18 protein-coding genes are annotated in these 23,237 nt (G+C 75.5%); 6 read left to right on the top strand and 12 right to left on the bottom strand.

The window, feature by feature from the left end; genetic code table 11:
* The first annotated feature begins 27 nt into the window (after positions 1–27).
* Positions 28–3,453, top strand: a complete 3,426-nt coding sequence (locus EBO36_RS11510) for a proline dehydrogenase family protein (protein ID WP_122824749.1) — start codon at positions 28–30, stop codon at positions 3,451–3,453.
* A gap of 50 nt (positions 3,454–3,503) precedes the next feature.
* Here the strand turns inward: EBO36_RS11510 and EBO36_RS11505 are convergent, their stop codons facing one another.
* Complete coding sequence (locus tag EBO36_RS11505; protein ID WP_122824748.1) at positions 3,504–4,007, bottom strand: DUF2505 domain-containing protein; 504 nt, start codon at positions 4,005–4,007, stop codon at positions 3,504–3,506.
* Positions 4,008–4,096: 89 nt separating this feature from the next.
* Between EBO36_RS11505 and EBO36_RS11500 the strand changes: the two genes are divergently transcribed.
* On the top strand, positions 4,097–5,557 hold the full coding sequence (locus EBO36_RS11500; protein WP_122824747.1) for a sensor histidine kinase: 1,461 nt from the start codon (positions 4,097–4,099) through the stop codon (positions 5,555–5,557).
* A 73-nt stretch (positions 5,558–5,630) separates the two neighbouring features.
* Here EBO36_RS11500 and EBO36_RS11495 read toward each other — a convergent pair whose 3' ends face one another.
* From EBO36_RS11495 to EBO36_RS11485, 3 genes are all read right to left on the bottom strand, one after another.
* A complete protein-coding gene (locus EBO36_RS11495) occupies positions 5,631–7,310 on the bottom strand; it encodes a phosphodiester glycosidase family protein (RefSeq protein ID WP_222928717.1) in 1,680 nt (559 codons plus the stop codon).
* A gap of 202 nt (positions 7,311–7,512) precedes the next feature.
* Positions 7,513–8,181 (bottom strand): DedA family protein, encoded by a 669-nt coding sequence (locus EBO36_RS11490; RefSeq protein ID WP_241236876.1) that lies wholly within the window; start codon positions 8,179–8,181, stop codon positions 7,513–7,515.
* Positions 8,182–8,430, bottom strand: a complete 249-nt coding sequence (locus EBO36_RS11485; RefSeq protein WP_122824745.1) for a WhiB family transcriptional regulator — start codon at positions 8,428–8,430, stop codon at positions 8,182–8,184.
* A gap of 231 nt (positions 8,431–8,661) precedes the next feature.
* On the opposite strand from EBO36_RS11485, the gene EBO36_RS11480 reads away from it, so the two are divergent.
* Positions 8,662–9,069, top strand: a complete 408-nt coding sequence (locus tag EBO36_RS11480) for a hypothetical protein (protein ID WP_164471457.1) — start codon at positions 8,662–8,664, stop codon at positions 9,067–9,069.
* A 143-nt stretch (positions 9,070–9,212) separates the two neighbouring features.
* Here the strand turns inward: EBO36_RS11480 and EBO36_RS11475 are convergent, their stop codons facing one another.
* From EBO36_RS11475 to EBO36_RS11455, 5 genes are all read right to left on the bottom strand, one after another.
* Positions 9,213–11,822 carry an ABC transporter permease gene (locus tag EBO36_RS11475; protein ID WP_122824743.1) on the bottom strand — a complete coding sequence of 870 codons (2,610 nt, stop codon included), beginning with the start codon at positions 11,820–11,822 and terminating at the stop codon, positions 9,213–9,215.
* A complete protein-coding gene (locus EBO36_RS11470; RefSeq protein ID WP_122824742.1) occupies positions 11,822–12,616 on the bottom strand; it encodes an ABC transporter ATP-binding protein in 795 nt (264 codons plus the stop codon). Before EBO36_RS11470 ends, EBO36_RS11475 begins: the two co-directional genes overlap by 1 nt.
* Before the next feature lie 157 nt (positions 12,617–12,773).
* A complete protein-coding gene (locus EBO36_RS11465; protein ID WP_122824741.1) occupies positions 12,774–13,463 on the bottom strand; it encodes a response regulator in 690 nt (229 codons plus the stop codon).
* The gene (locus EBO36_RS11460) at positions 13,460–14,719 is read right to left on the bottom strand and encodes a sensor histidine kinase (protein WP_122824740.1); all 1,260 of its coding nucleotides are present in this window, start codon (positions 14,717–14,719) and stop codon (positions 13,460–13,462) included. Before EBO36_RS11460 ends, EBO36_RS11465 begins: the two co-directional genes overlap by 4 nt.
* Complete coding sequence (locus EBO36_RS11455) at positions 14,720–15,436, bottom strand: SOS response-associated peptidase (protein ID WP_122824739.1); 717 nt, start codon at positions 15,434–15,436, stop codon at positions 14,720–14,722.
* 223 nt (positions 15,437–15,659) lie between these two features.
* Between EBO36_RS11455 and ligA the strand changes: the two genes are divergently transcribed.
* The gene (gene ligA / locus EBO36_RS11450; RefSeq protein WP_122825631.1) at positions 15,660–18,053 is read left to right on the top strand and encodes an NAD-dependent DNA ligase LigA; all 2,394 of its coding nucleotides are present in this window, start codon (positions 15,660–15,662) and stop codon (positions 18,051–18,053) included.
* Here ligA and EBO36_RS11445 read toward each other — a convergent pair.
* Complete coding sequence (locus tag EBO36_RS11445; protein WP_122824738.1) at positions 18,050–19,258, bottom strand: LCP family protein; 1,209 nt, start codon at positions 19,256–19,258, stop codon at positions 18,050–18,052. The genes ligA and EBO36_RS11445 overlap by 4 nt on opposite strands.
* A 73-nt stretch (positions 19,259–19,331) precedes the next feature.
* Here EBO36_RS11445 and EBO36_RS11440 point away from each other — a divergent pair, with 73 nt between their 5' ends.
* Complete coding sequence (locus EBO36_RS11440) at positions 19,332–19,853, top strand: GNAT family N-acetyltransferase (protein WP_222928716.1); 522 nt, start codon at positions 19,332–19,334, stop codon at positions 19,851–19,853.
* Between the two features lie 88 nt (positions 19,854–19,941).
* Here EBO36_RS11440 and EBO36_RS11435 read toward each other — a convergent pair whose 3' ends face one another.
* Positions 19,942–20,340, bottom strand: coding sequence for a PIN domain-containing protein (locus tag EBO36_RS11435; protein ID WP_122824737.1), 399 nt, complete (start codon positions 20,338–20,340; stop codon positions 19,942–19,944).
* A 215-nt stretch (positions 20,341–20,555) separates the two neighbouring features.
* Between EBO36_RS11435 and EBO36_RS11430 the strand changes: the two genes are divergently transcribed.
* Positions 20,556–21,641: a DUF871 domain-containing protein gene (locus tag EBO36_RS11430; RefSeq protein WP_122824736.1), complete on the top strand. Its 1,086-nt coding sequence runs from the start codon at positions 20,556–20,558 to the stop codon at positions 21,639–21,641.
* Positions 21,642–21,647: 6 nt separating this feature from the next.
* On the opposite strand, the gene EBO36_RS11425 is transcribed toward EBO36_RS11430, so the two are convergent.
* Complete coding sequence (locus EBO36_RS11425) at positions 21,648–23,210, bottom strand: aspartate:alanine exchanger family transporter (RefSeq protein ID WP_122824735.1); 1,563 nt, start codon at positions 23,208–23,210, stop codon at positions 21,648–21,650.
* Positions 23,211–23,237: the final 27 nt, after the last annotated feature.

Below are 23,237 nucleotides of genomic sequence, written 5' to 3'. Positions count from 1 at the left end.
GATGAGGGACTGGACGAGGGAGCACGGATGCTCGGGAACGTGCAGGAGACCGGACCGCAGGCGCTCGCGCCCCTCCTCGACGAGGCGGTGGCGCTGGGGCGGCACTGGCTGAGCGCCGCCGAGGACACCCGCACGGCGGGGGAGCGCGAGACGAGCGAGCGGCTGTCCGCCCTCCTCTCCGACCCGGCGGGGCTCGACCTGGCCGTCCGGTTCGTCGACCGCGTCGTGCGCCCGGAGGACGACCGCGCCGCCGCGCGCGAGCTGGCCCGGGTCCCGGCGTCCGCCGCGCGCTTCCTCTCCGCCGGTGACCGCGCGCTGCTCGGTCTCGGCGCACGTGTGGCGCCGCTGGCGCCCGGCGTCGTCGTCCCGCTCGCGCGGCGGCGGCTGCGCCAGCTCGTGGGCCACCTCCTCGTCGACGCGCGCGACCCCGCCCTGGCCGCCCACCTCGCCCGCGCCCGCGCCGACGGCTTCCGGCTCAACGTCAACCTCCTCGGCGAGGCGGTGCTGGGCGAGCGCGAGGCCGCCGCACGGACCGACCGCACGGTCGCCCTCCTCGAGCGCGAGGACGTCGACTACGTCTCCGTCAAGGTCTCCGCCCTGGTCAGCCAGATCAGCCCCTGGGACACCCCCGGGTCCGTCGCCCGGGTGCTCGAGCGGCTGCGCCCCGTCTACCGGGCGGCCGCCCGGCGGGGCGCCTTCGTCAACCTCGACATGGAGGAGTACCGCGACCTCGACCTCACCGTCGAGGTCTTCGCCGCGATCCTGCGCGAGCGCGAGTTTGCCGGGCTGGAGGCGGGCATCGTCGTCCAGGCCTACCTGCCGGACTCCCTCGCCGCCGTCGAGCGCCTCGTCGGCCTCGCGCGCGAGCGGCACGCGGCGGGGGCCGCGCCGCTGAAGATCCGCCTCGTCAAGGGCGCCAACCTCGCCATGGAGCGGGTCGAGGCGGAGCTGCACGGCTGGGAGCAGGCGCCGTACCCCACCAAGGCCGACGTCGACGCCAACTACCTGCGCCTCGTCGAGCGGCTGGTGCGCCCCGAGCTCGCCGGCGTGCTCCGGGTGGGCGTGGGCAGCCACAACGTCTTCGACGTCGCCCTCGCGCACCTCCTCGCCCGTGGCCGCGCCGTGGAGGCCATGGTCGACGTCGAGATGCTCGAGGGCATGTCGCCCGCCCAGGCCCGGGCGGTGCGCGCCGACGCCGGCTCGGTGCTCCTGTACACCCCGGTCGTCGCGCCGGCCGACTTCGACGTCGCGGTCTCCTACCTCGTGCGCCGGCTCGAGGAGAACGCCGACCCGGCGAACTTCCTCGCCGCGGCGGCCGCCGGGGCGGCCGGCGCCGCCATGGACGACCAGGAGGAGGCCTTCCGGCGCAGCGTGGCCCACGCCCGCACGGTGTCCCACGCGCCGCGCCGCCGGGCCGAGCGGGCCGGGGCCGGCCCCACGTTCACCAACGCGCCGGACTCCGACCCCGCCGTGGCGCAGGTGCGCGCCTGGGCCCGCGAGGTGGTGGCCGCCTCGCCCGGCACGCCGCGATCCGCGGTGCTCGACGACGCCCGCGCCGTCGACGCCGTCGTCGCCCGCGGCCGGGCGGCCGGGCACCGCTGGGCGGGGCGCCCGGCCGCCGAGCGGGCCGCGGTCCTGCGCCGCGCCGCCGACGAGATCGAGGCCCGGCGCGGCCGCCTCGTGACCGCGATGGCCGCCGAGGGCGGCAAGACCGTGGGGGAGGCCGACCCGGAGGTGAGCGAGGCGGTCGACTTCGCCCGCTACTACGCCGACCGCGCGCTCGACGAGGTCGACGGCGCCCGGTTCGTCCCCGACGTCCTCACCCTCGTCACCCCGCCGTGGAACTTCCCTGTGGCGATCCCCGCCGGCTCCGTCCTCGCCGCGCTCGCGGCCGGCAGCGCCGTCGTCCTCAAGCCCGCCGACGCGGTGCCGCGGTGCGCCGAGATCGTCGTCGAGGCGATCCACGCCGCGGGCGTGGCGGAGGACGTCCTCCAGGTCGTCCGCGTCGACGAGGGGCGGCTGGGGCGGGCGCTCGTGGCCCACGACGGCGTCGACACCGTCCTGCTCACCGGCGCGCTGGAGACCGCCCGGCTGTTCGCCGGCTGGCGGGCCGGGCACCCCGGCGGGCCGCGCGTGCTCGCCGAGACGTCCGGCAAGAACGCCATGGTCGTCACCCCGGCCGCCGACCTCGACCTCGCCGTCGCCGACCTCGTGCGCTCCGCGTTCGGCCACGCCGGCCAGAAGTGCTCCGCGGCCTCCCTCGCGATCCTCGTGGGCTCGGTGGGCACCTCCCGCCGGTTCCGGCGCCAGCTCGTCGACGCGGTCTCGTCCCTCGTCGTGGGCTGGCCCACCGACCTGGGGGTGAGCATGGGCCCGGTCATCGAGCCGCCGAGCGGGAAGCTCGAGCGGGCCCTCACCCGGCTCGACCCGGGGGAGAGCTGGCTCGTGGAGCCGCGCCCGCTCGACGACACCGGCCGGCTGTGGTCGCCGGGCGTCAAGGACGGCGTGGCGCCGGGGTCCTGGTACCACCGCACCGAGGCCTTCGGGCCGGTCCTCGGGCTCATGCGCGCCCGCACCCTCGACGAGGCGCTCGCGCGGCAGAACGCCACCGGGTACGGCCTCACCGGCGGCCTGCACTCCCTCGATGCCGAGGAGATCGACCACTGGCTCGAGCGGGTCGAGGTGGGCAACGCCTACGTCAACCGGCACATGACCGGCGCCATCGTGCGCCGGCAGTCCTTCGGCGGCTGGAAGGGCTCCGCGGTGGGCCCGGGCGCGAAGGCGGGCGGGCCGAACTACGTCGCCCAGCTGGGCCGGTGGCTGCCGGCGGGGCTGCCCGTGGCGGGTGCGCCGCCGCGGGCGGAGGTGGCGGAGCTGCTCGCCGCGCTGCTCCCGCTCGTCCCCGAGCCGGAGCACGCCTGGCTGCGCGCGGCCGTCGCCTCGGACGAGGCGGCGGCTACGGGCGCGCTCGCCGAGCGCGACGAGAGCGGGCTGCGCGCGGAGTCGAACACCTTCCGGTACCGGCCGCTGCCCCTCCTGTGGGTCCGGGCGGGGGAGGGGGCGCGGCCCGGCGAGCTCGTCCGGGTCCTGCTCGCGGCGCGCCGGGTGGGCACCCCGGTGCGGGTGAGCCTGGACCCCGGCGTGGGAGCCGGGCTGCGAGCCGGGGGAGCGGCCGACGCGCTGCGCCGGCTGGCCGGCGCCGTCGACCGCGCCGAGAGCACCACCCAGTTCACCGGCCGGGTGCGGGCCGGTGAGGTGACCGGGCGGGTGCGGGTGGTCGGGGACGGGCCGGACGTGGCCGTCCTCGCCGAGGCGCTCGCCGAGCGCACCGAGGCCACGCTGCTCACCGGCCCGGTGCTGGCCGCCGGTCGGCGCGAGCTCCTCACGGTGCTGCGGGAGCAGGCGGTAAGCCGGACCCGGCACCGGTTCGGGCACCCCGACGCCGGGCGCTGAGCGCCCGGGCGCCCGGTGACCGCTGGGCCGGGAGCGGCGCCCGGTGCTCGCTAGGCCGGGTGCTCGGCGAGGTACTCCAGGCCGATGCGCCGCTCGATGGCGACGACGTCGTTGATCGCGCCGGCGGCCGCCTTCTCGATGGGCTTGCCGAACAGCGGGATCGAGGCGGTGATGTCGCCGGCGAGCCGCCAGCGGGAAGCCTGCGCGCCGACGGGCTCGAGGACCATCCGGGCGGTGACCCGCACGGGCGCACCGGCGATGTCGAGCGAGAGCGTGCCCGGGCGCGAGCCGTCCGGGGCGGCGGCCTCCCAGGCCTGGACGAGGCGCACGTCGAGGCTCTGGCCCACGAGGGAGCGGAACTTCGCCGGGACCTGGTGCGTGGGCATCTTGCGCCGGGTGGTCACCGTGAACGCGTCGCCGTCGCGGAGGATCTCGACGGAGGAGTCGAGGGCCCCGCTGGCGGCGATCTCCCGCTGGACGAACTCCTCGCTCGCGAGCATCCGGGCGACCCGCTCCGCGTCGGCGGGGTAATCGATCGTGGCGTCGAACTGCACGTGACGTCCCTCCTGGGTGGGCGGGACGGGCCCCGCTGCTTGGCGTTCACCATAGCGGCGCCGTCGGTGACCTCGCCTACGCTGGCCCCGTGTCGACGCTGAGCGAGCTCATCCGGACCCGGACCTCCCACCAGGAGCAGGAGATCGAGTGGCTCCACCTGCTCGTGGGGGACTGGCAGGTGATCTCCGACCTCTCGTTCGCCGACCTCCTGCTGTGCGTGCCGACGGACGCCGGTGAGTTCGTCATCGTCGCGCACTGCCGCCCGTCGACCGGCGCGACCGTCCACCACGACGACATCGTCGGCCAGGCGGTCCCCGAGGGCCGCCGCACCCTCCTGCGGGACGCGATGGCCGACCTGCAGATCCACCGGGCCGCGGAGCCGCGCTGGACGGGCGCCCACGCGGTGCGCGAGGACGTCATCCCGGTCGTCCACGACGGGGTGGCCATCGCCGTCATCTCCCGCCAGGCCAACCTCGCCATCGCCCGCACCCCCAGCCGGCTCGAGATCAACTACGTCGAGGCGGCGGACGCCATCTGCGCGATGATCGCCCGCGGTGAGTTCCCGCAGGCGGGCTCGCCGACGGGCTCGCGCCGCGGGGCGCCGCGCGTGGGAGACGGCCTCGTGCGCCTGGGCGCCGACGCCGAGGTCCTCTACGCCAGCCCCAACGCGCTCAGCTGCTTCCACCGCCTCGGCGCGATCGGGGACATCACGGGGCGCGTCCTCGCGGAGGTCGTCACCGAGCTCGTCGAGCAGGACCGCTCCCCGGTCGACGAGTCGCTGCCGCTGGTCGTCACCGGCCGGGCCGCATGGCGCACGGAGGTCGAGTCGCACGGGGTCAACCTCTCCCTGCGCGCCATCCCGCTGCTGGAGAACGGCGAGCGCCGGGGGGCGGTGCTCCTGTGCCGCGACGTCACTGAGGTGCGGCGCCGCGAGCTCGAGCTGCTCACCAAGGACGCCACCATCCGGGAGATCCACCACCGGGTGAAGAACAACCTCCAGACGGTCTCCGCGCTCCTGCGCCTGCAGGCGCGCCGGTCGAGCTCGCCCGAGGTGCGGGGCGCCATCGACGAGGCGATGCGGCGGGTGGCGACGATCGCCCTGGTCCACGACACGCTGTCCCAGACGATCAACGAGACCGTCGACTTCGACACCGTGTTCCCGCGGGTGCTGCGCCTGGCGGCGGACGTCGCCTCCGCCGCCGGCGTGGTCCGCACCGAGAGCCGCGGGAGCTTCGGTCAGGTGGGCGCCGACGACGCCACGGCCCTGGCGGTCGTCCTCACCGAGCTCGTGGCCAACGCCGTCGAGCACGGGCTGGGCACGCAGGGCGGGACCGTCGTCGTCGAGGCCGAGCGCGACGACCGGGACCTCACGGTGTGGGTGCGCGACGACGGCGCCGGGCTCGAGGACGGGACGATCATGGCGGGCCTGGGCAGCCAGATCGTCACGACGCTCGTGCGCGGGGAGCTGGACGGCACGATCGAATGGCGCCCCGCGCCGGACCGGGGCACCGAGGTGGTCGTCCGCGCCCGGCTGGCCGAGTCGCGCTGACCGCTCCGGGGGCGCCGGTGTCGGCGCCCCCGGAGCGGCCGCGGCTGGCGCGGGCCGGTCGGTGACGGGGGGGTCAGTGCCGGCGGCGATCCGGCAGGACGAGGATGGCGTCCCCGACCGGGCGCTCCCCGGCGGCGTCCGAGGGGTCGTTGATGACCGCGCCGTCGACCACCATCGTCGTCGAGCCCCCGCCGTCGAGGTTGAGGGCCTCCCGCAGGCCGAGGCCGACGGCGACCTGCCCCGCCTCGGGGATGCTCAGGCCGAGGGACTCGGTGCTGCGACCGTCGGCCGTGACGAGGACGAGGCGGCCCTGGGCGTCGGTGCCCGCGAACGTGCGCGGGTTCCGCTTGTGCGCCCAGCCGTAGTAGAAGCTGGGGTTGTCCGCGTGGACCATCCCGTCGCTCGCCGGCGTCACGTGCAGCCGGCCGCGCCGGACGAGCTCGGGGCCGCCGTTGACGACGGAGGTGTGGTCGTGGGTCCGCACCGTCCGGCCGCGCTCGTCGGTGAGGGCGGTGCGCACGTCGAGGCGGGCGCCGCGCCGGGCGACCTGCCGGAGGTCGTCGGCGAGGTCTCCGGTGGCCTGGAGGGTGGTGCCACCGCGGGGGACGGTCCCCCCGCGGCTCTGGCGGACCTCGACGACCGTGTCGCGCCGGTCGAGGACGACCTCGACGCCGTCGCCCGCCGGCGTGGTGCCGGCGAACTCCGGGGTGAAGAGGACGAGCTCGGCGTCGTCGGTGCAGGTGACGTCGTGCCGCGGGTCGGACGTGGGCAGGTCGTCGTCGGTGCCGCCGCAGTTGCGGATGAGGCCCGGCACGCGGTTGATGCCGTCGAGGGCGAGGGTGGTGCGCCCCGCACGCACCTCGCCCTCCCAGGAGAACCGGGCGACGTCGGTGTGCCGGGCGTCCTCCCGCAGGACGAGCGCGGGGCGGCCGTCGACCGGCTCGCTGAGCAGCTCGCCGTCGACGACCGTGACGCCGGCCGGGTCGCCGGGTGCGCCGGCGCGCGGGTCGAGGACGAAGTAACCGCCGTTGACGCCGGCCGTCGCGCCCGCGAGGTCCGCGAGGGCGGAGGTGGTCTCCCGCTGCTCGATGTCCGGGCCGAGGGTCGCGTCGATCTCCCCGCGGAACCGCCGCGGGTCGACGGTGATGACGTCGATGCGCCAGGGGCCGCGGTCGTCGTCCTCCCAGTCCCAGCCGGTGTAGAAGACCGAGCCGGTGAACCCGGCCGCCCGCAGGCGGTCCCGCTCGGCGGTGGCGGCCGCCTGGTCGGCGAACGAGCCGACGCGTACCCGCCAGCCGAGCGTCCCGCCGGCGTAGTCGGCCACGGGGGCGGTGACGACCTCCTCGGCGCGCGCGGCGAAGCCGGCGGCGACGAGGGCGGCGGTCGTCTCCTGCGCGCTCGCGAGGTCCTTGAGGACGGTGGGGGGCGCGTCCGGGTCGGGCGAGGTGGCGCCGCCCGGGATGCTCACCTCGACGGTCCAGGAGTGGTCGGGGTCGACCTCGCCACGGACGATCCGCGTGAGCGTCACGCCCGGCTGGAGGACCTCCGTCGTGCGGGTCTCGGGCAGGTCCGCGGCGCCGAGCGGGAGCTCGGTGGAGTCCGGGCGGTGGGGGCCGCGGTGGTGGGCAAGGCTGTCGGCCGCGCCGGCGGTGGCGGGCAGCGCCACGAGGGTGGCGGTGACCGTGGCGGCGAGGAGGGCCCGGCGGGCCCGGTGCGGCCCGGGACCGGGGCGTTCAGCGGTGAACGAGGACACGTGACCTCCATCAGGGACGCCCCGTGAGGGGCGCAGGACGAGGCCCGGACCGGCGTGGTCCGGGCACCGGGCCGTCGTGGCCCGGAGCCCGGTCATTCTCGTGCCGCCGCCCGACACCCGCCAACGGGGGCCAGCACCGCGACGGGCGCCGGGACGAAACCCGCCGGTGCTCGCTGTCCGGCGGCGCCGGAGGTCGTCCGGTTCAGCCGGCGGAGGCGTCGCGCCGGCGGCGCTGGGCCAGGAGGCGGGAGACGACGAACCAGACGCAGGCGACGAGGACGGCGACGATGACGATCCACTGGAGGATGCCGGTGTACTGCTCGACCTCGACCCACCGCTCACCGAGGAGGTACCCGGCCATCACCAGGGCGGTGTTCCAGATGAGGGAGCCGGCGAACGTGAGGGCGGCGAAGGTGGTCAGCCGCATGCGGTCGAGCCCGGCCGGGATGGAGATGAGGCTGCGGAAGATGGGGAGCATCCGGCCGAAGAAGACGGCCTTGGTGCCGTGCTTGGCGAACCAGCGGTCCGTCTTGTCGATGTCGGCGGGGTCGACGAGCGGCAGGCGGGCGGCGATGGCGCGCAGGCGGTCGAGCCCGAGCCACGCACCGAGCCCGTAGAGGGCGAGCGCGCCGACCACCGAGCCGAGGGTCGTCCAGGCGATCGCGGCGACGATAGAGAGGTCGCCGCGGCTGGCGGTGAAGCCGGCGAGCGGGAGGATGACCTCGCTGGGGATCGGGGGGAAGAGGTTCTCCAGGGCGACGGCGATGCCGAGGCCGGGGCCGCCGAGGGCCTCCATGAGGCCCACGGTCCACCCGGCGAAGCCGTCGAGGTCACCGGTGGCCGCGGCCTGTGCCGCGGTCGCGAGACTCACTCAGCTGGCGCGGCGGGCGCGGGCGGTGCGACGCTTGAGCGCGCGCCGCTCGTCCTCGGACATCCCGCCCCAGACGCCGGCGTCCTGGCCGTTCTCGAGCGCCCACTTGAGGCACGTGTCGATGACGGGGCAGCGGTGGCACACCGCCTTGGCCTCCTCGATCTGGACGAGGGCCGGCCCGGTGTTACCGATGGGGAAGAACAGCTCGGGGTCTTCCGTCAGACAGGCAGCATTGTGACGCCAGTCCATGAGGCATCTCCTTCGGGCGCAGTCGGACCCGCGAAAAGATGCGGGGAAGCAGCAGGTCCGTGAACAGTGGGTTAACTCCTGGTCACCACTTTCACATGGACACCCGTATCCGACAAGAGGGATGTGACCGAGAACTCTGCGCGCAAGCGCGTGAACTGCCTCACAAGCGCGCACCGGGCTGTGCGCAACGCGGTCCCGCCCGCCCGTGGCGGTGCGTCGTACGCTCGGCGCGTGCCTGAGACTCCTGCCCGGCCCCCGCTCGTGCTCCGCGTGGGCCTCCTCCTCGTCCTCGTCGAGCTCGCCGCCCTGGCGGCCTTGGCGGTCTCCATCGCCGTGGAGGCGCTCGGCGGGGGCGGCCCGTCCGTCGGCCCCAGCCTCGCCATGGCGGTGTTCTTCCTCGGCCTCGCCGGTCTCGTCGCAGCGGCGGCCCGCGCCCTCCACGCCGGACGGCGGTGGGGGCGCGGGCCGGTGCTCACCTGGCAGCTGCTCGTCCTCGCCATCGGCGTCAGCCAGGCGGGCCTCATGCCCGCCTGGCTCACCGTGCTCGGCGTCGTCCTGCCGGTCGCCGTGGCCGTCGCCGTGCTCGCCCCCGCGTCGCGCGGGTGGACCGACGACGCCGGTCCCCACGCGGTGCTCTGACCGGAGCTGCCCTCGGGCGTCAGGCGCGAACCCACCCCAGGACACGGAACCGCCCCGGGACCACGAACCGCCCGGGACGACGAACCGCCCCGGACTCCGGCCCCCCTCCAGGGTCAGGTGTCCGGGGCGGTGGTCCGCCGGCCCTACTCGGCCGCGAGCGCGGCTACCGGGGGCGTCCGCACCGCCGTCCGGGCGGGCAGCACCGAGGCGAGCAGGCCCGCGAGCACCGCCACGACGACGACGACGCCCAGGTGCAGCCACGGCACGGCGAGGGTCACGCCGCCGGCGGCGCCGAGGATGACGGCCGTCCCGGCCCACCCGTAGAGCACCCCGAGGACGACGCCGACGAGCACGCCGACCACGGCGAGCAGGACTCCCTCGGTGGCGAGCATCCCCCGTAGCTGGCGGCGGGTGAGGCCCATCGCCCGCAAGAGCGCCGACTCCCGCGTCCGTTCGATCACCGACAGGGACAGGGTGTTGGCCACCCCGATGAGCGCGATGACGACGGCGGCGGCGAGGAGGCCGACGACGATCGCCAGGAGCGTGTCGATGACCTGCCCGAACATCTGCCGCTCCGCGGCCTCGCCGGAGACGTAGGGCACCGACCCGTTCGTCCCGGTCGCCTCGGAGAGCCGGTCGGAGATCGTCGTGGAGGCCTGGGCCGCGTCCTCGGCGTCGAGCCGGGCGTAGATCCCCGTGGTCGACGCGTCGGGCGCGAACTGCTCCAGCGTCTCGGGCAGGACGGCGGTACCGACGGGGGAGTCGGTCGAGACGACGACGAGCGGCACCCGCGGGGCGTCCTGATCGGTGGCGGCGTCGGGGGCGAGGGCAGCCTCGACCGTGTCCCCCACCTCCACCTCGAGGTCCTCGGCGGCCCAGCCGGCGAGCACGACGGTGCCCGGCGCCAGGTCCTCCAGGCCGGTGAGGTCGCGGAGCACCTCGCCCGCCGCGGCCGGGTCGAGGTCGGTGACGTCCGAGACCTCGACCTCGATGTCGCCCGCGGCGAAGTTGAGCGGCGCCGAGCGGACCTCCAGCACCCGCTCCACGCCGGGGGCCTCAGCGACGGCGGTGAGCTGGTTCGGGGTCAGCGGCGCGGCGCCGCCGTCCTCCGCCCACCCGGCCGAGGTGACGACGATGTCGGCCGGGAACGCGCCGTCGAGCTGGGCGTCGAGGCTTGCCCGCGCGCTCACCGCGCCGGTCGACATCATGCTCACCAGGGTCACCCCGATGATGAGCGCCGTGGCCGTCGCGGAGGTGCGGCGGGGGTTGCGGGTGGCGTTGGCGGTGGCGAGGCGCGTGGTGCTGCCCCCACCGAGCCGGGTGGCAACGCTGCCCAGCGCCCGGACGACGGCCGGGACGACGAACACCGCGCCGACCATGACGCCGGCGAAGGACAGGCCACCGCCGAGGACGCCGGCGGCGAGCGCGATGAGGAGGACGTCGTCCCCGTCGAACTGGCCGCTGAGCATCGCGGCGGTAGCACCGGCGAGGAGGAGGCCGCCGCCGACGATGAGAACGAGGCTGAGGACGAGGCGGCCGCGGCCGGTGCCGCGCACGTCCGGGGCGCCCGCGGGCCGCATGGCGGCAAGGGGGGCGACACGGGTGGCGGCGCGCGCCGGCGCGAGCGCGGCGAGGACCGTGACGGCGGCCCCGGTGAGCACCGGCACCAGGACGGCGGCGGCGGTGAGGGTGATGGTGCTCGGCACCGGGACGTCGAGGTCCATGGTGCCGAGGACCCACAACGTGCCCTGGGCGAGACCTGCCCCGATGGCCAGGCCGGCGATGCCGGCGAGGGTGCCGAGCAGGACCGCCTCGGTGAGCACGGAGCGACGGATCTGCGCCTTGGTCGCCCCGACGCAGCGCAGCAGCGCGAGCTGGCGGGTGCGCTGGGCGACGAGGACCTGGAAGGTGTTGGTGATGACGATCGAGGCGACGAGCATGGCGAGCGCGCCGAAGCCGAGGATGAGCGCCGTGAAGATCACCGTGCTGCCGAGGGCCCCGGAGGTGAGTTCCTCGGCCACCTCGGTCCCCGTGCGCACCACGCCCGCGCCGTCGAGCGCGGCGGCGACCGCCGCGGCAACGTCGTCCTCGCTGCCGTCGCCGACGGCGAGGATCTGCTCGTAGGACATCTCGCGGCCGCCGTCGGTGACCCAGGCCTCGAGCTGCTCGCCGGCGACGAGCGTGCTGCTCGCCGAGCCGAAGAGCGCCCCCGGGTCCTCGAGGATCCCGACGACCTCGAGCCGGCTGTCGACGGCGACCGGCTCGTCGCTGGCGCCGCCCGCGGGCAGGTACAGGCCGCCCTCGACCTCGACGTCGTCCCCGATGTCCACGCCCAGGCGCCCGGCGCTCGCGGCGGTGAGCGCGATCTGCCCGGTCGTGGTGGGCAGCTCGCCCTCGGCCACCTCGTGGACGGTGAGCTCCGGCGTGGAGGGGGCGGCGTCGACGAAGGCGAAGTCGGCGATGCCGTCCGAGAGGATCTGCGCGGTCATGGAGAGCGTGCCGTCGGCGGCGCTCACCCCGGACGCGCCACGGACGGCGGCGAGGTCGTCGGCCTTGAGGGCGCCGTCGGTGGCGGAGACCACCACGTCGGCGTCCCCGAGGGAGGCGGTCATGGCGTCGTAGGTCGTCTCCCGCAGGAGCGCGGAGGCGAGCAGGGTGGCGGCGATGAACGCCGTCCCGACGACGATGGCGAGGGCGGCGGCGAGCAGCCGGCCGACGCTGCGCCGCATCTGGGCGAGCGTGAGGCGCAGCATCAGCGCACCGCGCTCTCGATGTCGGTGGTGCGCAGGGCGTCGAGCCCGGCGAGGACCGCCTCGGGGGTGGGGTCGGCGATCTGGCCGGCGATGCGGCCGTCGGCGAGGAGCACCACCCGGTCGGCGTAGGCCGCGGCCACCGGGTCGTGGGTGACCATGACGACGGTCTGGCCGAGCTCGCGCACGCTGGTGCGCAGGAAGGACAGCACCTCGGCGCCGGCGCGGGAGTCGAGGTTGCCCGTCGGCTCGTCGGCGAACACGACGTCGGGGCGGGTGATGAGGGCGCGGGCGATGGCCACGCGTTGCTGCTGGCCGCCGGAGAGCTCGCCGGGGCGGTGGGTGAGGCGCTCGCCCAGGCCGAGGGTGGAGACGAGGACGTCGAACCACGCGCGGTCGGGCTTCGTGCCGGCGAGCTCGCAGGGCAGCGTGATGTTCTGCTCGGCGGTGAACATCGGCAGGAGGTTGAAGGACTGGAAGACGAAGCCCACGCGCTGGCGGCGCAGCAGCGTGAGGGCGGTGTCGTCGAGCGTGGTGAGCTCGGTGTCCCCGAGGTGGACCCGCCCGCCGGTGGCGGTGTCGAGGCCGGCGAGCAGGTGCATGAGCGTGGACTTGCCCGAGCCGGACGGCCCCATGATCGCGGTGAACTCCCCGGCGGTGAAGGAGACGTCGACGCCGCGCAGCGCGTGCACGGCCACGTCCCCGGATCCGTAGACCTTGGTGAGGCCGGTCGCGCGGACCGCCGCTGGGGCGGCCCGGCCCGGGGTGCGGGTGGTGGCGTCGTCGGTGGTGCTCATGGGACTCCTTCGGTTCGGTGCCGGCAGCGTGAGCCGGTACCTCGACGCTAGGGGCCGGGCCCGGGCCGCGGCGTCGGGCCCCGGGCTGGTTCTTCCGTCATCCCCTGGTCGTACACGGGCGCCGCCGGTGTCAGACCGGCGAGGCCCGCGAGCGGGGTCAGGACCCCGGCGTGATGAGACCGGTCTCGTAGGCGAGGACGACCGCCTGGACCCGGTCGCGGGCGCCGACCTTCGCCAGGACGCGCCCCACGTGTGTCTTCACCGTCGCCTCGGCGACGACGAGGTCGGTCGCGATCTCGGTGTTGCTGCGCCCGCGCGCCATGAGGACGAGCACCTCGCGCTCGCGGTCCGTGAGGGTGCCGAGGACGGCGGGGTCCGCCTTCTGCTCGTCCGGCAGCACGTGCGCGAGGTGGGCGAGCAGGCGCTTGGTCGAGGACGGGGCGATGACGGCGTCGCCGGCGTGGACGGTGCGGATCGCGCCGAGCATCTCCTCGGGCGGGGCGTCCTTGAGGAGGAACCCGCTGGCGCCGGCCTTAATGGCGGTGAGGACGTACTCGTCGAGGTCGAACGTCGTGAGGATGATGACCTTGGGCGAGGAGCCGGTGCGCCGCGGGGCCGCGGTGAGCCGGGCGGTGGCCTCGAGGCCGTCCATGCCCGCCATGCGGATGTCCATGAGGACGACGTCGACGGCGTAGGCGTCAAGGGCGCGCAGGGCCTGGGCCCCGTCGCTCGCCTCGACGACGACCTCCATGTCGGGCTGGGAGCCGATGACGAGACCGAAGCCGGCCCGCAGGAGGGCCTGGTCGTCGACGACGGCGACGCGGATAGGGGAGCCGTCGGGGCTCATCGGTGTCCTTCCGGGGCGGGCCAGGCCGCCGGCTGCAGGGGCGGCGGCGGGCCTGCCATGGTGGCGGGGGCGGGGGGCAGGGGGATCTCCGCCCGGACACGGTAGCCGCCCCCGGCCCGCGGGCCGGCGAGGAGCGTCCCGCCGAAGAGCGTCACCCGTTCCCGCATGCCGACCAGGCCGTGGCCCGCACCGTCCGAGGACGCGGCCGCGCCCCGTCCGTCGTCGTTCACCTCGAGGACCAGGCGCGTGGGCAGCCACTGGAGCATGACGGTCGCCGCGGCCGTCGGGCCGGCGTGCTTGAGGACGTTGGTCAGCGCCTCCTGGCAGATCCGGTACACGCTCAGGCCGGCGCCGGGGGGGAGCGGCCGCGAGTCGCCGAGGCGGACGAGCGAGACCCGCACCCCGGACCCGCGGACCTGCTCCACGAGGGTGTCGAGGTCGGCGTCGACGGGCTGGGGGGCGACGGTCCCCGCCTCCTCCCCGCCCGTGGGGTCACGCAGGACGCCGAGGATGCGGCGCATGTCGGCGAGGGCGTCCCGGCCGATCTGGCTGATCGTCGTGAGGGCACGGACGGCGGCGTCCGGGTTCGCGGCGGCGGCGTACCGTCCGCCGTCGGCCTGGGCGATGACGACGGACAGGGAGTGGGCGACGACGTCGTGCATCTCCCGGGCGATCCGGGCCCGTTCGGCGGCCGTGGCGATCTGCGCCTGCTGGTCCCGCTCGATCTCCAGGCGGCGGGCCCGCTCGACGAGGGTCTCGACGCGTTCGAGCCGGCTGCGGCGCAGGAGGCCCAGGGACCAGGCGACGACGACGACCGCGGCCGTGACGATGACGGTGGCGGCCGAGGAGCTGAGGTCCGCCATGCCGATCGACACGCCGAGGATCAGCGAGCCCAGGAGAGCGCCGGCCAGGGCGGCCCGCCCCGCCCACCGGGGGCCGTGCGCGGTGACCGAGTAGAGCGCGACGGGAATGAGGAGGTCGGCGACGACGATCTCGGCGCCGAGGACGAAGTGCGCCAGGGCGGCGGCGTAGATGACGACGGCGGAGGCGACGGGGCGGCTACGGCGCCAGTAGAGGGCCACCGTCATGACGAGGGAGGCGAGGAGGCCCGCGCCGGCGCCGAGGCCGTCGTAGCTGGTGGAGCTGTGGATGGAGGGGACGGCGATGACGAGGACCGCGACGACCGTGACGACGGCGTCCGCGGCGCGGGAGTCCGGGCGCAGCCACCCCGCCCAGGTCCTTCGGGGCTCCGCCATTCAGGCGTCCACCGGCTCGATGAGCTCGGGGGAGTCGTTGCGGACGTTGCCCACCTTGGCGCCGACCTCGTGGAGGTCCACCCGCGGCGCCTCGGCGTGGAGCACCGCGAGGGCACCCTCGGGCGCCGTCAGGGCGGGGTCCAGCCAGTCGGCGAGGATCCCCGGGGCGAGGAGGACGGGCTCCCGGTCGTGGAGGAACTCGAGCTCCGGACGGGCGGCGCGGGTGAGGACGGTGGTCGACAGGAGCCAGCGGGTGGGGTCGTCCTCCGCCTTCGCGGGGTCGCGCCAGAAGGAGTACAGCCCGGCGAGCGCCACCGGCCCGGCGTCGGCGCCGTGGACGAAGTAGGGGATCTTGCGCCCGGCGTCCCGCCGCCACTCGAAGTAGCCGTCGGCGAGGAGCACGCACCGCCGGGTGGCGAGCGGCTTGGCGAACACCGACTTCTCGGCGACCGTCTCGGTCCGGGCGTTGATCATCCGTGCCCCGACGGAGGGGTCCTTCGCCCAGGCCGGCACCAGGCCCCAGCGCGCGGCGTGCATCTCGCGCCGCACGGTGAGGGGCTCGGCCTCTACCAGGCGTTCGAGGACGATGCGCACCGGCTGCGTGGGGGCCACGTTGAACGACGGCGGCACGGCCGCCGCCTCGTCGGTGACCTCGGCGACGTCGAAGGTGTCGGCGAGGTCCTGGGCCTGCCGGAAGGACGCGTATCGACCGCACATAGGACCAGGGTGCCAGCCCGCACCCACACCGGGCATCCGTCGCAGGGGTGATCTCCGTTGTCATCCCGGGGGATGACCTCTCACCCGCCCCGTTCTCTCCCCCCTCGCTCCCTCCCTCCCCGCCTACCTCCCTCGTGATCGTGCAGAAACGCCGGTCCCTCGGCCGCGACCGTGTGCGCCACCACGGCGGGCCCCGCTGGCCGTGTGGGTGCCCTGGGCCAAGATGGTGGGCGTGACGACGAGCGACCCGGCCGCCGGCCCCATCCCCGCCCCGCCCGCCCCCGCCGAGGCAGCCCCGCCCGAGGCGCGCGCCCGGTGGGAGGAGCTCGTCGAGGTGCTCGACGCCGCCCAGTTCGCCTACTACGTCCGGGACGCCCCGACGCTCTCCGACGCCGAGTACGACGCGCGCCTGCGGGAGCTCGAGGAGCTCGAGGAGGCGCACCCGGACCTGCGGGTGCCGGACTCGCCGACGCAGCGGGTCGGCGGGACGTTCTCCACCGAGTTCGCCACGGTCCGCCACCTCCAGCCCATGCAGAGCCTCGACGACGTCTTCTCCCTCGACGAGCTGCGCGAGTGGGCGGCTCGGGTGCACGCGGAGGCCGGCAGCGGGGACGTCGCCATGACCGCCGAGCTGAAGATCGACGGCCTCGCGATCAACCTCCTCTACGAGCACGGCCGCCTGGTCCGCGCGGCCACCCGGGGGGACGGGCGCACCGGCGAGGACGTCACGCTCAACGTCCGCACCATCGGCTCGGTGCCCGCGCAGCTGGCGGGCACGGGGCACCCGGCGAGCATCGAGATCCGCGGCGAGGTGTTCTTCCCCGTCGCCGGCTTCCTCGAGCTCAACGCCTCGCTCGTCGAGGCCGGCAAGGCGCCGTTCGCCAACCCGCGCAACTCCGCGGCGGGGTCGCTGCGGCAGAAGGACCCGCGGGTGACGGCGTCGCGCCCGCTCGACATGATCGCCCACGGCGTCGGCGCCCTCGACTGGGGCGCGGGCGGGCCCGAGCGGGCGTTGACGCACCAGTCCGAGCTCTACGACCAGCTGCGGGACTGGGGCATCCCCGTCTCCTCGCACACCCGCGTGGTCCGCTCGCGCGAGGAGCTGGAGGAGATGATCGCCTACTACGGCGAGCACCGGCACGACGTCGAGCACGAGATCGACGGGATCGTCGTCAAGGTCGACGACTTCGCGCTGCAGCGCCGCATGGGGTCGACATCGCGCGCGCCGCGCTGGGCGTGCGCCTACAAGTACCCGCCCGAGGAGGTCAACACCCGCCTCATCGACATCCGCGTGAACGTCGGGCGCACGGGGCGCGTGACGCCCTACGGCGTCATGGAGCCCGTCCTCGTCGCGGGGTCCACGGTGGAGATGGCCACGCTGCACAACGCCAACGAGGTGCGCCGCAAGGGGGTCCTCATCGGGGACACGGTGGTGCTGCGCAAGGCGGGCGACGTCATCCCCGAGATCGTCGCCCCCGTCGTCGACCTGCGGGACGGCTCCGAGCGCGAGTTCGTCATGCCGACCACCTGCCCCTCCTGCGGCACCCCGCTGGCGCCGGCGAAGGAGGGCGACGTCGACGTGCGCTGCCCCAACGCCCGCAGCTGCCCCGCTCAGCTGCGCGAGCGCGTGGCGCACGTCGCCTCGCGCGGCGCCTTCGACATCGAGGCCCTGGGCGACGAGGGCGCGCTCGCCCTCACCGACCCCGACGCCCGGCGCGACGCGGCGCTGAGCGCGCTCGCGGCCGGGCACGCGGTGGAGACCGAGCGCGGCGCGGTGCGCCTGGGGGCGGGGGAGGCCCTGCCCGACGACGCCGCGCTGGCCGAGCTCGGGATCCCCACGCCGCAGACGGGGGCCCTCGAGAGCGAGGCGGGGCTGTTCGACCTCCGCGCCGAGGACCTGCGCGACGTCGTCGTCTACCAGCCCAAGACCCTGCGCGGGCAGCCCACGGGGGACTGGCGCGTGGTGCGCGCCTTCTGGACCAAGGAGCAGTGGCGCCCGGACGGCACCGTGCGCGCGGCGACGAAGCCGTCGAAGAACCTCGAGCGGATGCTCGACGAGCTCGCCAAGGCGAAGGCACAGCCGCTGTGGCGGGTGCTCGTCGCGCTGTCGATCCGCCACGTCGGGCCGACGGCGGCACGCGCCCTGGCCACCCGGTACGGCTCGATGGACGCCATCCGCGCCGCCACCGCCGAGGAGCTGGCGGCGGTCGACGGCGTCGGGCCGACCATCGCGGGGGCGCTCGTCGAGTGGTTCGACGTCGACTGGCACCGCGAGATCGTCGACGCGTGGGCGGCGGCCGGCGTGCGGATGGAGGACGAGCGGGACGAGGACGTGCCGCGCACGCTCGAGGGGGTCACCGTCGTCGTCACCGGGTCGCTCGAGCGGTTCTCCCGGGACAGCGCGAAGGAGGCGATCCTCGCCCGCGGCGGCAAGGCCTCCGGGTCGGTCTCGAGCAAGACGGACTTCGTCGTCGTGGGGGAGAACGCCGGGTCGAAGGAGGACAAGGCCCGCGAGCTGGGCCGGCCGATCCTCGACGAGGACGGCTTCGAGGCGCTCCTCGCCGGTGGCCCGGCGGCGGTGACGCCGGAGGACGCCGGCGCCGGGGACGTGCCCTAGGCACAGGTGACGGGCGCGTCGGCGGCCGTCAGCGGGCCGCCGTCGTCCGACGGGGCCTCCACCGGGGGCGCCTGGCCCGGGGCGGTTGAGGCGTCCCCGGAGCCTGTCGGCGCATCGCCTGTCGGCGCATCGCCCGGCGGCGTGGACGGGGCCTCCACGACGGGCAGGTCCTGCGCGATCCGGGCCCAGACCTCCTCGGCCTCGTCGGTCCAGGTGATCCGGTTCGGGTCGTCGGGGTGCGGCACGGACGGGGTGGTCATGAAGGTGATGGCCCCGGCGGAGATGTTCCGCAGGCTGAACGCGAGCCCGGTGAGGTAGGGGACCGACCCCAGCTCGGGGCTGGTCGTCAGGGTGCGGGTCGCGGCCGTGGCGAACTGGTAGAGCTCGGCCGTGTCCGTGAGGAGGTTGCGCGAGAGCACGTGGCTGGCGAGGGCGGACATGAGCTGCTGCTGGCTGACGATGCGCATGGTGTCCGAGCCGTCGCCGAGCCCGTCGCCGGTGCGAGCCCGCGCGTAGGCCGTGGCCGTGGGCCCGTCGAGCACCTGCTGCCCCGCCGTGAGATAGAGGTCCGCCTTCGGCGAGCTGATGTCCTCAGGGATGCAGATGGGCACGCCGCCCACGGCGTCGACCACCGCGGTGAACCCCGTGAACTCGACGAGCACGTAGCCGTCGAAGGTGAGGCCGGTGGTGTGCTGGGTGGTGGACAGGGTGCAGGCGATGGCGGAGGCGCGGTCGCCACCGGCGTCCCACCCGCTCGCGAACGCGCTGTTGTACATGCCGTGGCGCGCCGGTAGGACGTCGCCGCCCGTGGTGCGGCACTCGGGGATGTCCACCATGGAGTCACGCGGGATGGAGACGAGGTCCACCCGGTCCCGGCCGGCCGAGATGTTGGCGACGATGGTGGTGTCCGAGAGGACGCTCTCGATGCCGTCCCCGACCAGGCCCGCGTTCTCGCCGTGACGGGAGTCGGAGCCGATGAGGAGCACGGTGAGCGGCTGGCCGGCGCTGAGGTCGGCCGGTGGCGGTGTCACGCCCGGCGTGGCCGGGACCACGAGGTCGGCGACGTCGATGCGCTCGATCCCGCTCTGCAGCTCCGCGTACACCGCGGCCGTCCCACCGGCGACGGCGCCCACCAGGGCCGTCGTGCACAGGGCGACCGCCCGGCGCCACGTGGGCCGGGCCCGCCTGCGCGCGTGCCTGGGCATCTGCGCCCCTCTCCGGTGGCCTTCACGGGCACGCTAGCCCGGCCGCGTGGCGGCGGTGGCAGAATCACCGTCCGTGCCTGCCCTCGCCGTCCTGCCCGTGCGTCCCGAGGACGCCGACCGCCTCGGTGCCCTCACCGTCGACGCCTACCTCGCGGCGGGCATCCTCGAGGAGGACGACGGCTACGTCCCCGTCCTGCGTGACGTCGCCGGGCGCCTGGACTCCACCATCGTCCTCGCCGCCTACCGCGGCCCCCGGGTCGTCGGCGGCATCACGCTGGCCGCGCCCGGCGGCCCGCACGCCGAGATCGCCCAGGAGGGGGAGATCGAGCTGCGGATGCTCGCCGTCGACCCCGCGCACCAGGGGGCGGGCGTGGCCGAGGCCCTCGTGCGGGCCAGTGCTGAGGCGGCCGCCGAGCTCGGCCACGACGCCGTCGTCCTCTCGACGATGGAGGCGATGCCGGCCGCGCTGCGCCTCTACGCGCGCCTCGGGTTCGATCGCGTGGCCGACCGTGACTGGACCGGCGACTGGGACGAGGCGGCCGTGGCTGCCGGCACCGCCCCGCTCATGAGCGTCTACCGGCTCCCGGTGCGCTGACCGGTTCGCCACCCCGCCACTCGTCGACGTGCGCCGGCGTGCGCGGGTGGGCGTGCACGGGTCGGCGCGCGGGGGCGCGGGCCCCCGCTCAGCGCAGCAGGTCGTCGAACGGCGCGACATCGACCACGCCCTCCGCGCCCGCCACGAGCCGCGGGTCGTCGGTGACGAGGGCGTCCGCCTGCAGCGCCGCGACCGCGAGGTACTCCGCGAGCGGGGTGTCGTCCCACCCCAGCTGCTCGGCCAGCGCCCAGGCTCTCGCGCGGGACACCCGGTCGCCCAGCAGCCGGATCTTCAGCTCGGTGACCCCCTCGAGCCGCGCGCGCCCGGCCTTCGCGTCGAGCCGTCCCTCCCGCACGTCCCGGTAGAGCGCCGACAGGGCGTGCGAGCGGAGCAGCGACGGGGCCACGAGCGTGTGGCCCGCGCCGAGCGCGTGCCCCTCGGTGACGAACCGCAGGGCCGTCGGGGCGTCGATCGCGTACCGGGTCATGGCGCGATGATGCCCCCGATCCCGGGTGCTGTGAAGGGCGAGGGGCGCGGTCTCCCGGCGCGGGTACGGCCGCCCCTCGTGAGCATCCCGGGCGCTCGGTACGCTGACGTGCGGGTCCACCGCCCGGCCCCGCCCGCCCGGTGCGGCCTGCCCGGTGCGGCCTGCCCCGTGCGGCCGCGCGCGCCGCGCCGCCCCGACGACGACCGAGGTTACCGATGCCCGACGCCCGCACCCGCCAGTACGGGGTCTCCGCCTACTTCCGCCACCTCGACGTCGCGGAGGAGGTCTGCGCCGCCGCCCGGGAGGACGGCTTCTCCTACCTCTTCGGCTCGCTCCACGTCCCCGAGGAGCCCGAGGGCGACTTCGGCGCGCGGATGCGCCGCGTCGGCGAGCTGGCCCAGCGCAGCGGGCTCAAGCTCGTCGTCGACATCTCCGGGCCCTCGCTGGAGTCGGTGGGCCTCGACGTCGACACGGCGGGCGCCATGCGTGACTGGGGCGTGCACGCACTGCGCGTGGACTACGGCATCTCGATGGCCGACATCGTGCGCCTCTCCCACGCCATCCCGGTGTGGTTCAACGCGAGCACCGCCACCCGCGGCGACTTCGAGACGCTGGTGGAGATGGGGATGCGCACCGACGAGGTCGGCATCTCGCACAACTTCTTCCCCAAGCCCTGGACGGGCCTGGACGACGCCTTCGTCGCCGAGCAGACGGCGATGTTCCACGAGTTCGGGTTCGCCGTGCAGGCGTTCGTCCCCGGCGACGGCGTCCTCCGGATCCCGGTCGGCCACGGCCTGCCCACCCTCGAGCGGCACCGCGACCTCCACCCCGTCGCCGCGGCCCTCGACCTGCACGCCCTCGGCGTCGACGACGTCTTCGTCGGCGACCCGTCCCTGTCCGAGCGCACCCGCCGCGCGTGGCGCGCGTTCGTCGTCGAGGACGTCGTCGAGCTCGAGGTCCGGCTCACCGCCGACGTGCCGGCGGCCGTGCGCGAGCAGCTGAGGCGCGTCGACCGCAACCGCACCGACGCGGCGGCCGCGATGGTGCGCCTGGAGAGCGCGCGCGGCGCCCTCGCCGACGCGACGATCCCGGCGACCGGCGCGCGGGCGCGCCCGGCGGGCTCCGTGACCGTCGACAACGACGGCGCCGGTCGCTACAAGGGCGAGATCGCGCTCCAGAAGGTCGACATCCCCGCGGACCCGACGGTCAACGTCGTCGGGCACGTCGTGGAGGAGGACCGGGCGCTGCTCGAGCGCATCGGTCCGGGGCGGCGCGTGCGCCTGCGGCTCACCGACGCCTGACCCCGGCTACGCCCCGACGATCACCTGGACGAGGACGATCTTGACGATCATCCCCAGCGCGAAGAGTGCGGCGTAGCCGGACTCCACGCGCTCGTCGACGACCCGCTCGCTGGCGTAGGCGAGGATCGCCGGCTGCCCGACGAGCCCCGCCAGCGCCCCCGCCGTCCGGGGTGCGCTGGCGCCGACCAGCCGGGCGGCGAGGATGAACAGCACGGCGGCCAGGACGACGACGGCGGCGCCGGTGAGCACCACGCGCAGCCCCTGCGCGGTGAAGGCCTGGGCCGCGAACGCCTGCCCCGACGCCAGCCCGGTGGCCCCGAGGAAGAGGAGCAGGCCGAGCTGGCGGATGGTGAGGTTGGCGGCGTTGGGCAGGCCCCAGACGATGGGGCCGGTGCGCTCGAGGCGGCCGAGCACCATGCCGACCACCAGCGGGCCCGCCGCGGAGCCGAGCGCGAAGCTCACCCCGCCGGGCAGGGGCAGCGTGATGAGGCCGAGGGCGAGGCCCAGGGCGAGCCCGCCACCGAGGGAGAGGGCGTCGATCTCGCTCACCTTGCGCTCGGAGTCCCCGAACAGGGCGCCGACCGCCCGGAGCTGGTCGTTGGGGACGACGACCCGCACCCGGTCCCCGAGCTGGAGGACGAGGTCCTCGGAGGCGAGGAGGTCGAGGTCGCCGCGGCGGACGCGGGTGATGACGCCGGCGAACCGGCCGGGGATGTCGAGCTCGCCGACGGTGCGCCCGGCGACGGCCTGGTCGGAGACGAGGAAGCGGCGGAAGCTCACCACGCTGCGGTCGTGCGCGAGGTGCTCGTCGACCCGGCGGCCCAGGTGGGCGACGGCGTCCTCGACGGCCTGGCGGGGGCCGACGACGACGACGCGGTCCCCGACGCGGAGCTCCTCCTCGGCCTCGACCACCCGGGTGGTCCCCTCGCGGGAGAGGTAGGAGAACCGGACCGAGGAGAAGCCGGGGACGTCGATGAGCCGCACGGGGTGGTCGATCTCCGCGCTGACGTCGATGAGCCCGACGCCGGCGACCGGGTCGGGGTCGCGGCGCCCGCGCCACCCCCGAGCGAGGACGAGGGCGACGACGACGATGGTGAGGACGACGCCGACGGGGTAGGACAGGGCGTAGCCGACCGCGGGCTCCTCGTTGCCGGCGGCGTCGGCGGCGGCCGCGAGGGCCGGCGTCGAGGTGAGCGCACCGGCGAAGGTGCCGGCCGAGAGGTCGGGGGCCAGGCCGACGAGCGGGCCGGCCACCACGAGCGCGACGGCGAGCAGGGCGAGGACGACGACGGAGCTCGCCATGAGCGGCAGCTGGGCCCGCAGGTCACGGAAGAACCCGGTCCCGGCGGCCAGGCCGACGGTGTAGACGAACAGCGCCAGCCCCAGGGTCTGGGCGAGCCCCAGGCCCTCGCCGAGGCGCGGGTCGAGGGCGCCGACGGCGAGGCCGACGAACAGCGCTCCCGCCGCCCCGAACTTCACGGGCCCGAAGGGCACCGCGCCGAGCAGGGTGCCCAGGGCAATGACGACGGCGATGGTGAGGAGGGGGGAGCTGGCGAGGAGATCGAGCACGAGCGGGGCCTTTCAGGACAAGCGGGC

It is taken from the genome of Georgenia faecalis (assembly GCF_003710105.1).
In the GTDB taxonomy this organism is placed as follows: domain Bacteria; phylum Actinomycetota; class Actinomycetes; order Actinomycetales; family Actinomycetaceae; genus Georgenia_A; species Georgenia_A faecalis.
Note: the sequence above shows the minus strand (reverse complement) of the source record. Positions and strands in the feature narration are given on the sequence as shown.

Bases quoted from the DNA above. Each gene is read 5' to 3' on its own strand.
- EBO36_RS11510 (WP_122824749.1), top strand. From the start codon at position 28: ATGCTCGGGAACGTGCAGGAGACCGGACCGCAGGCGCTCGCGCCCCTC.
- EBO36_RS11485 (WP_122824745.1), bottom strand. From the start codon at position 8,430: ATGGACTGGCGTCACAATGCTGCCTGTCTGACGGAAGACCCCGAGCTG.
- EBO36_RS11475 (WP_122824743.1), bottom strand. From the start codon at position 11,822: ATGCTGCGCCTCACGCTCGCCCAGATGCGGCGCAGCGTCGGCCGGCTG.
- EBO36_RS11470 (WP_122824742.1), bottom strand. From the start codon at position 12,616: ATGAGCACCACCGACGACGCCACCACCCGCACCCCGGGCCGGGCCGCC.
- EBO36_RS11465 (WP_122824741.1), bottom strand. From the start codon at position 13,463: ATGAGCCCCGACGGCTCCCCTATCCGCGTCGCCGTCGTCGACGACCAG.
- EBO36_RS11460 (WP_122824740.1), bottom strand. From the start codon at position 14,719: ATGGCGGAGCCCCGAAGGACCTGGGCGGGGTGGCTGCGCCCGGACTCC.
- EBO36_RS11455 (WP_122824739.1), bottom strand. From the start codon at position 15,436: ATGTGCGGTCGATACGCGTCCTTCCGGCAGGCCCAGGACCTCGCCGAC.
- ligA (WP_122825631.1), top strand. From the start codon at position 15,660: ATGGTGGGCGTGACGACGAGCGACCCGGCCGCCGGCCCCATCCCCGCC.
- EBO36_RS11445 (WP_122824738.1), bottom strand. From the start codon at position 19,258: ATGCCCAGGCACGCGCGCAGGCGGGCCCGGCCCACGTGGCGCCGGGCG.
- EBO36_RS11435 (WP_122824737.1), bottom strand. From the start codon at position 20,340: ATGACCCGGTACGCGATCGACGCCCCGACGGCCCTGCGGTTCGTCACC.
- EBO36_RS11430 (WP_122824736.1), top strand. From the start codon at position 20,556: ATGCCCGACGCCCGCACCCGCCAGTACGGGGTCTCCGCCTACTTCCGC.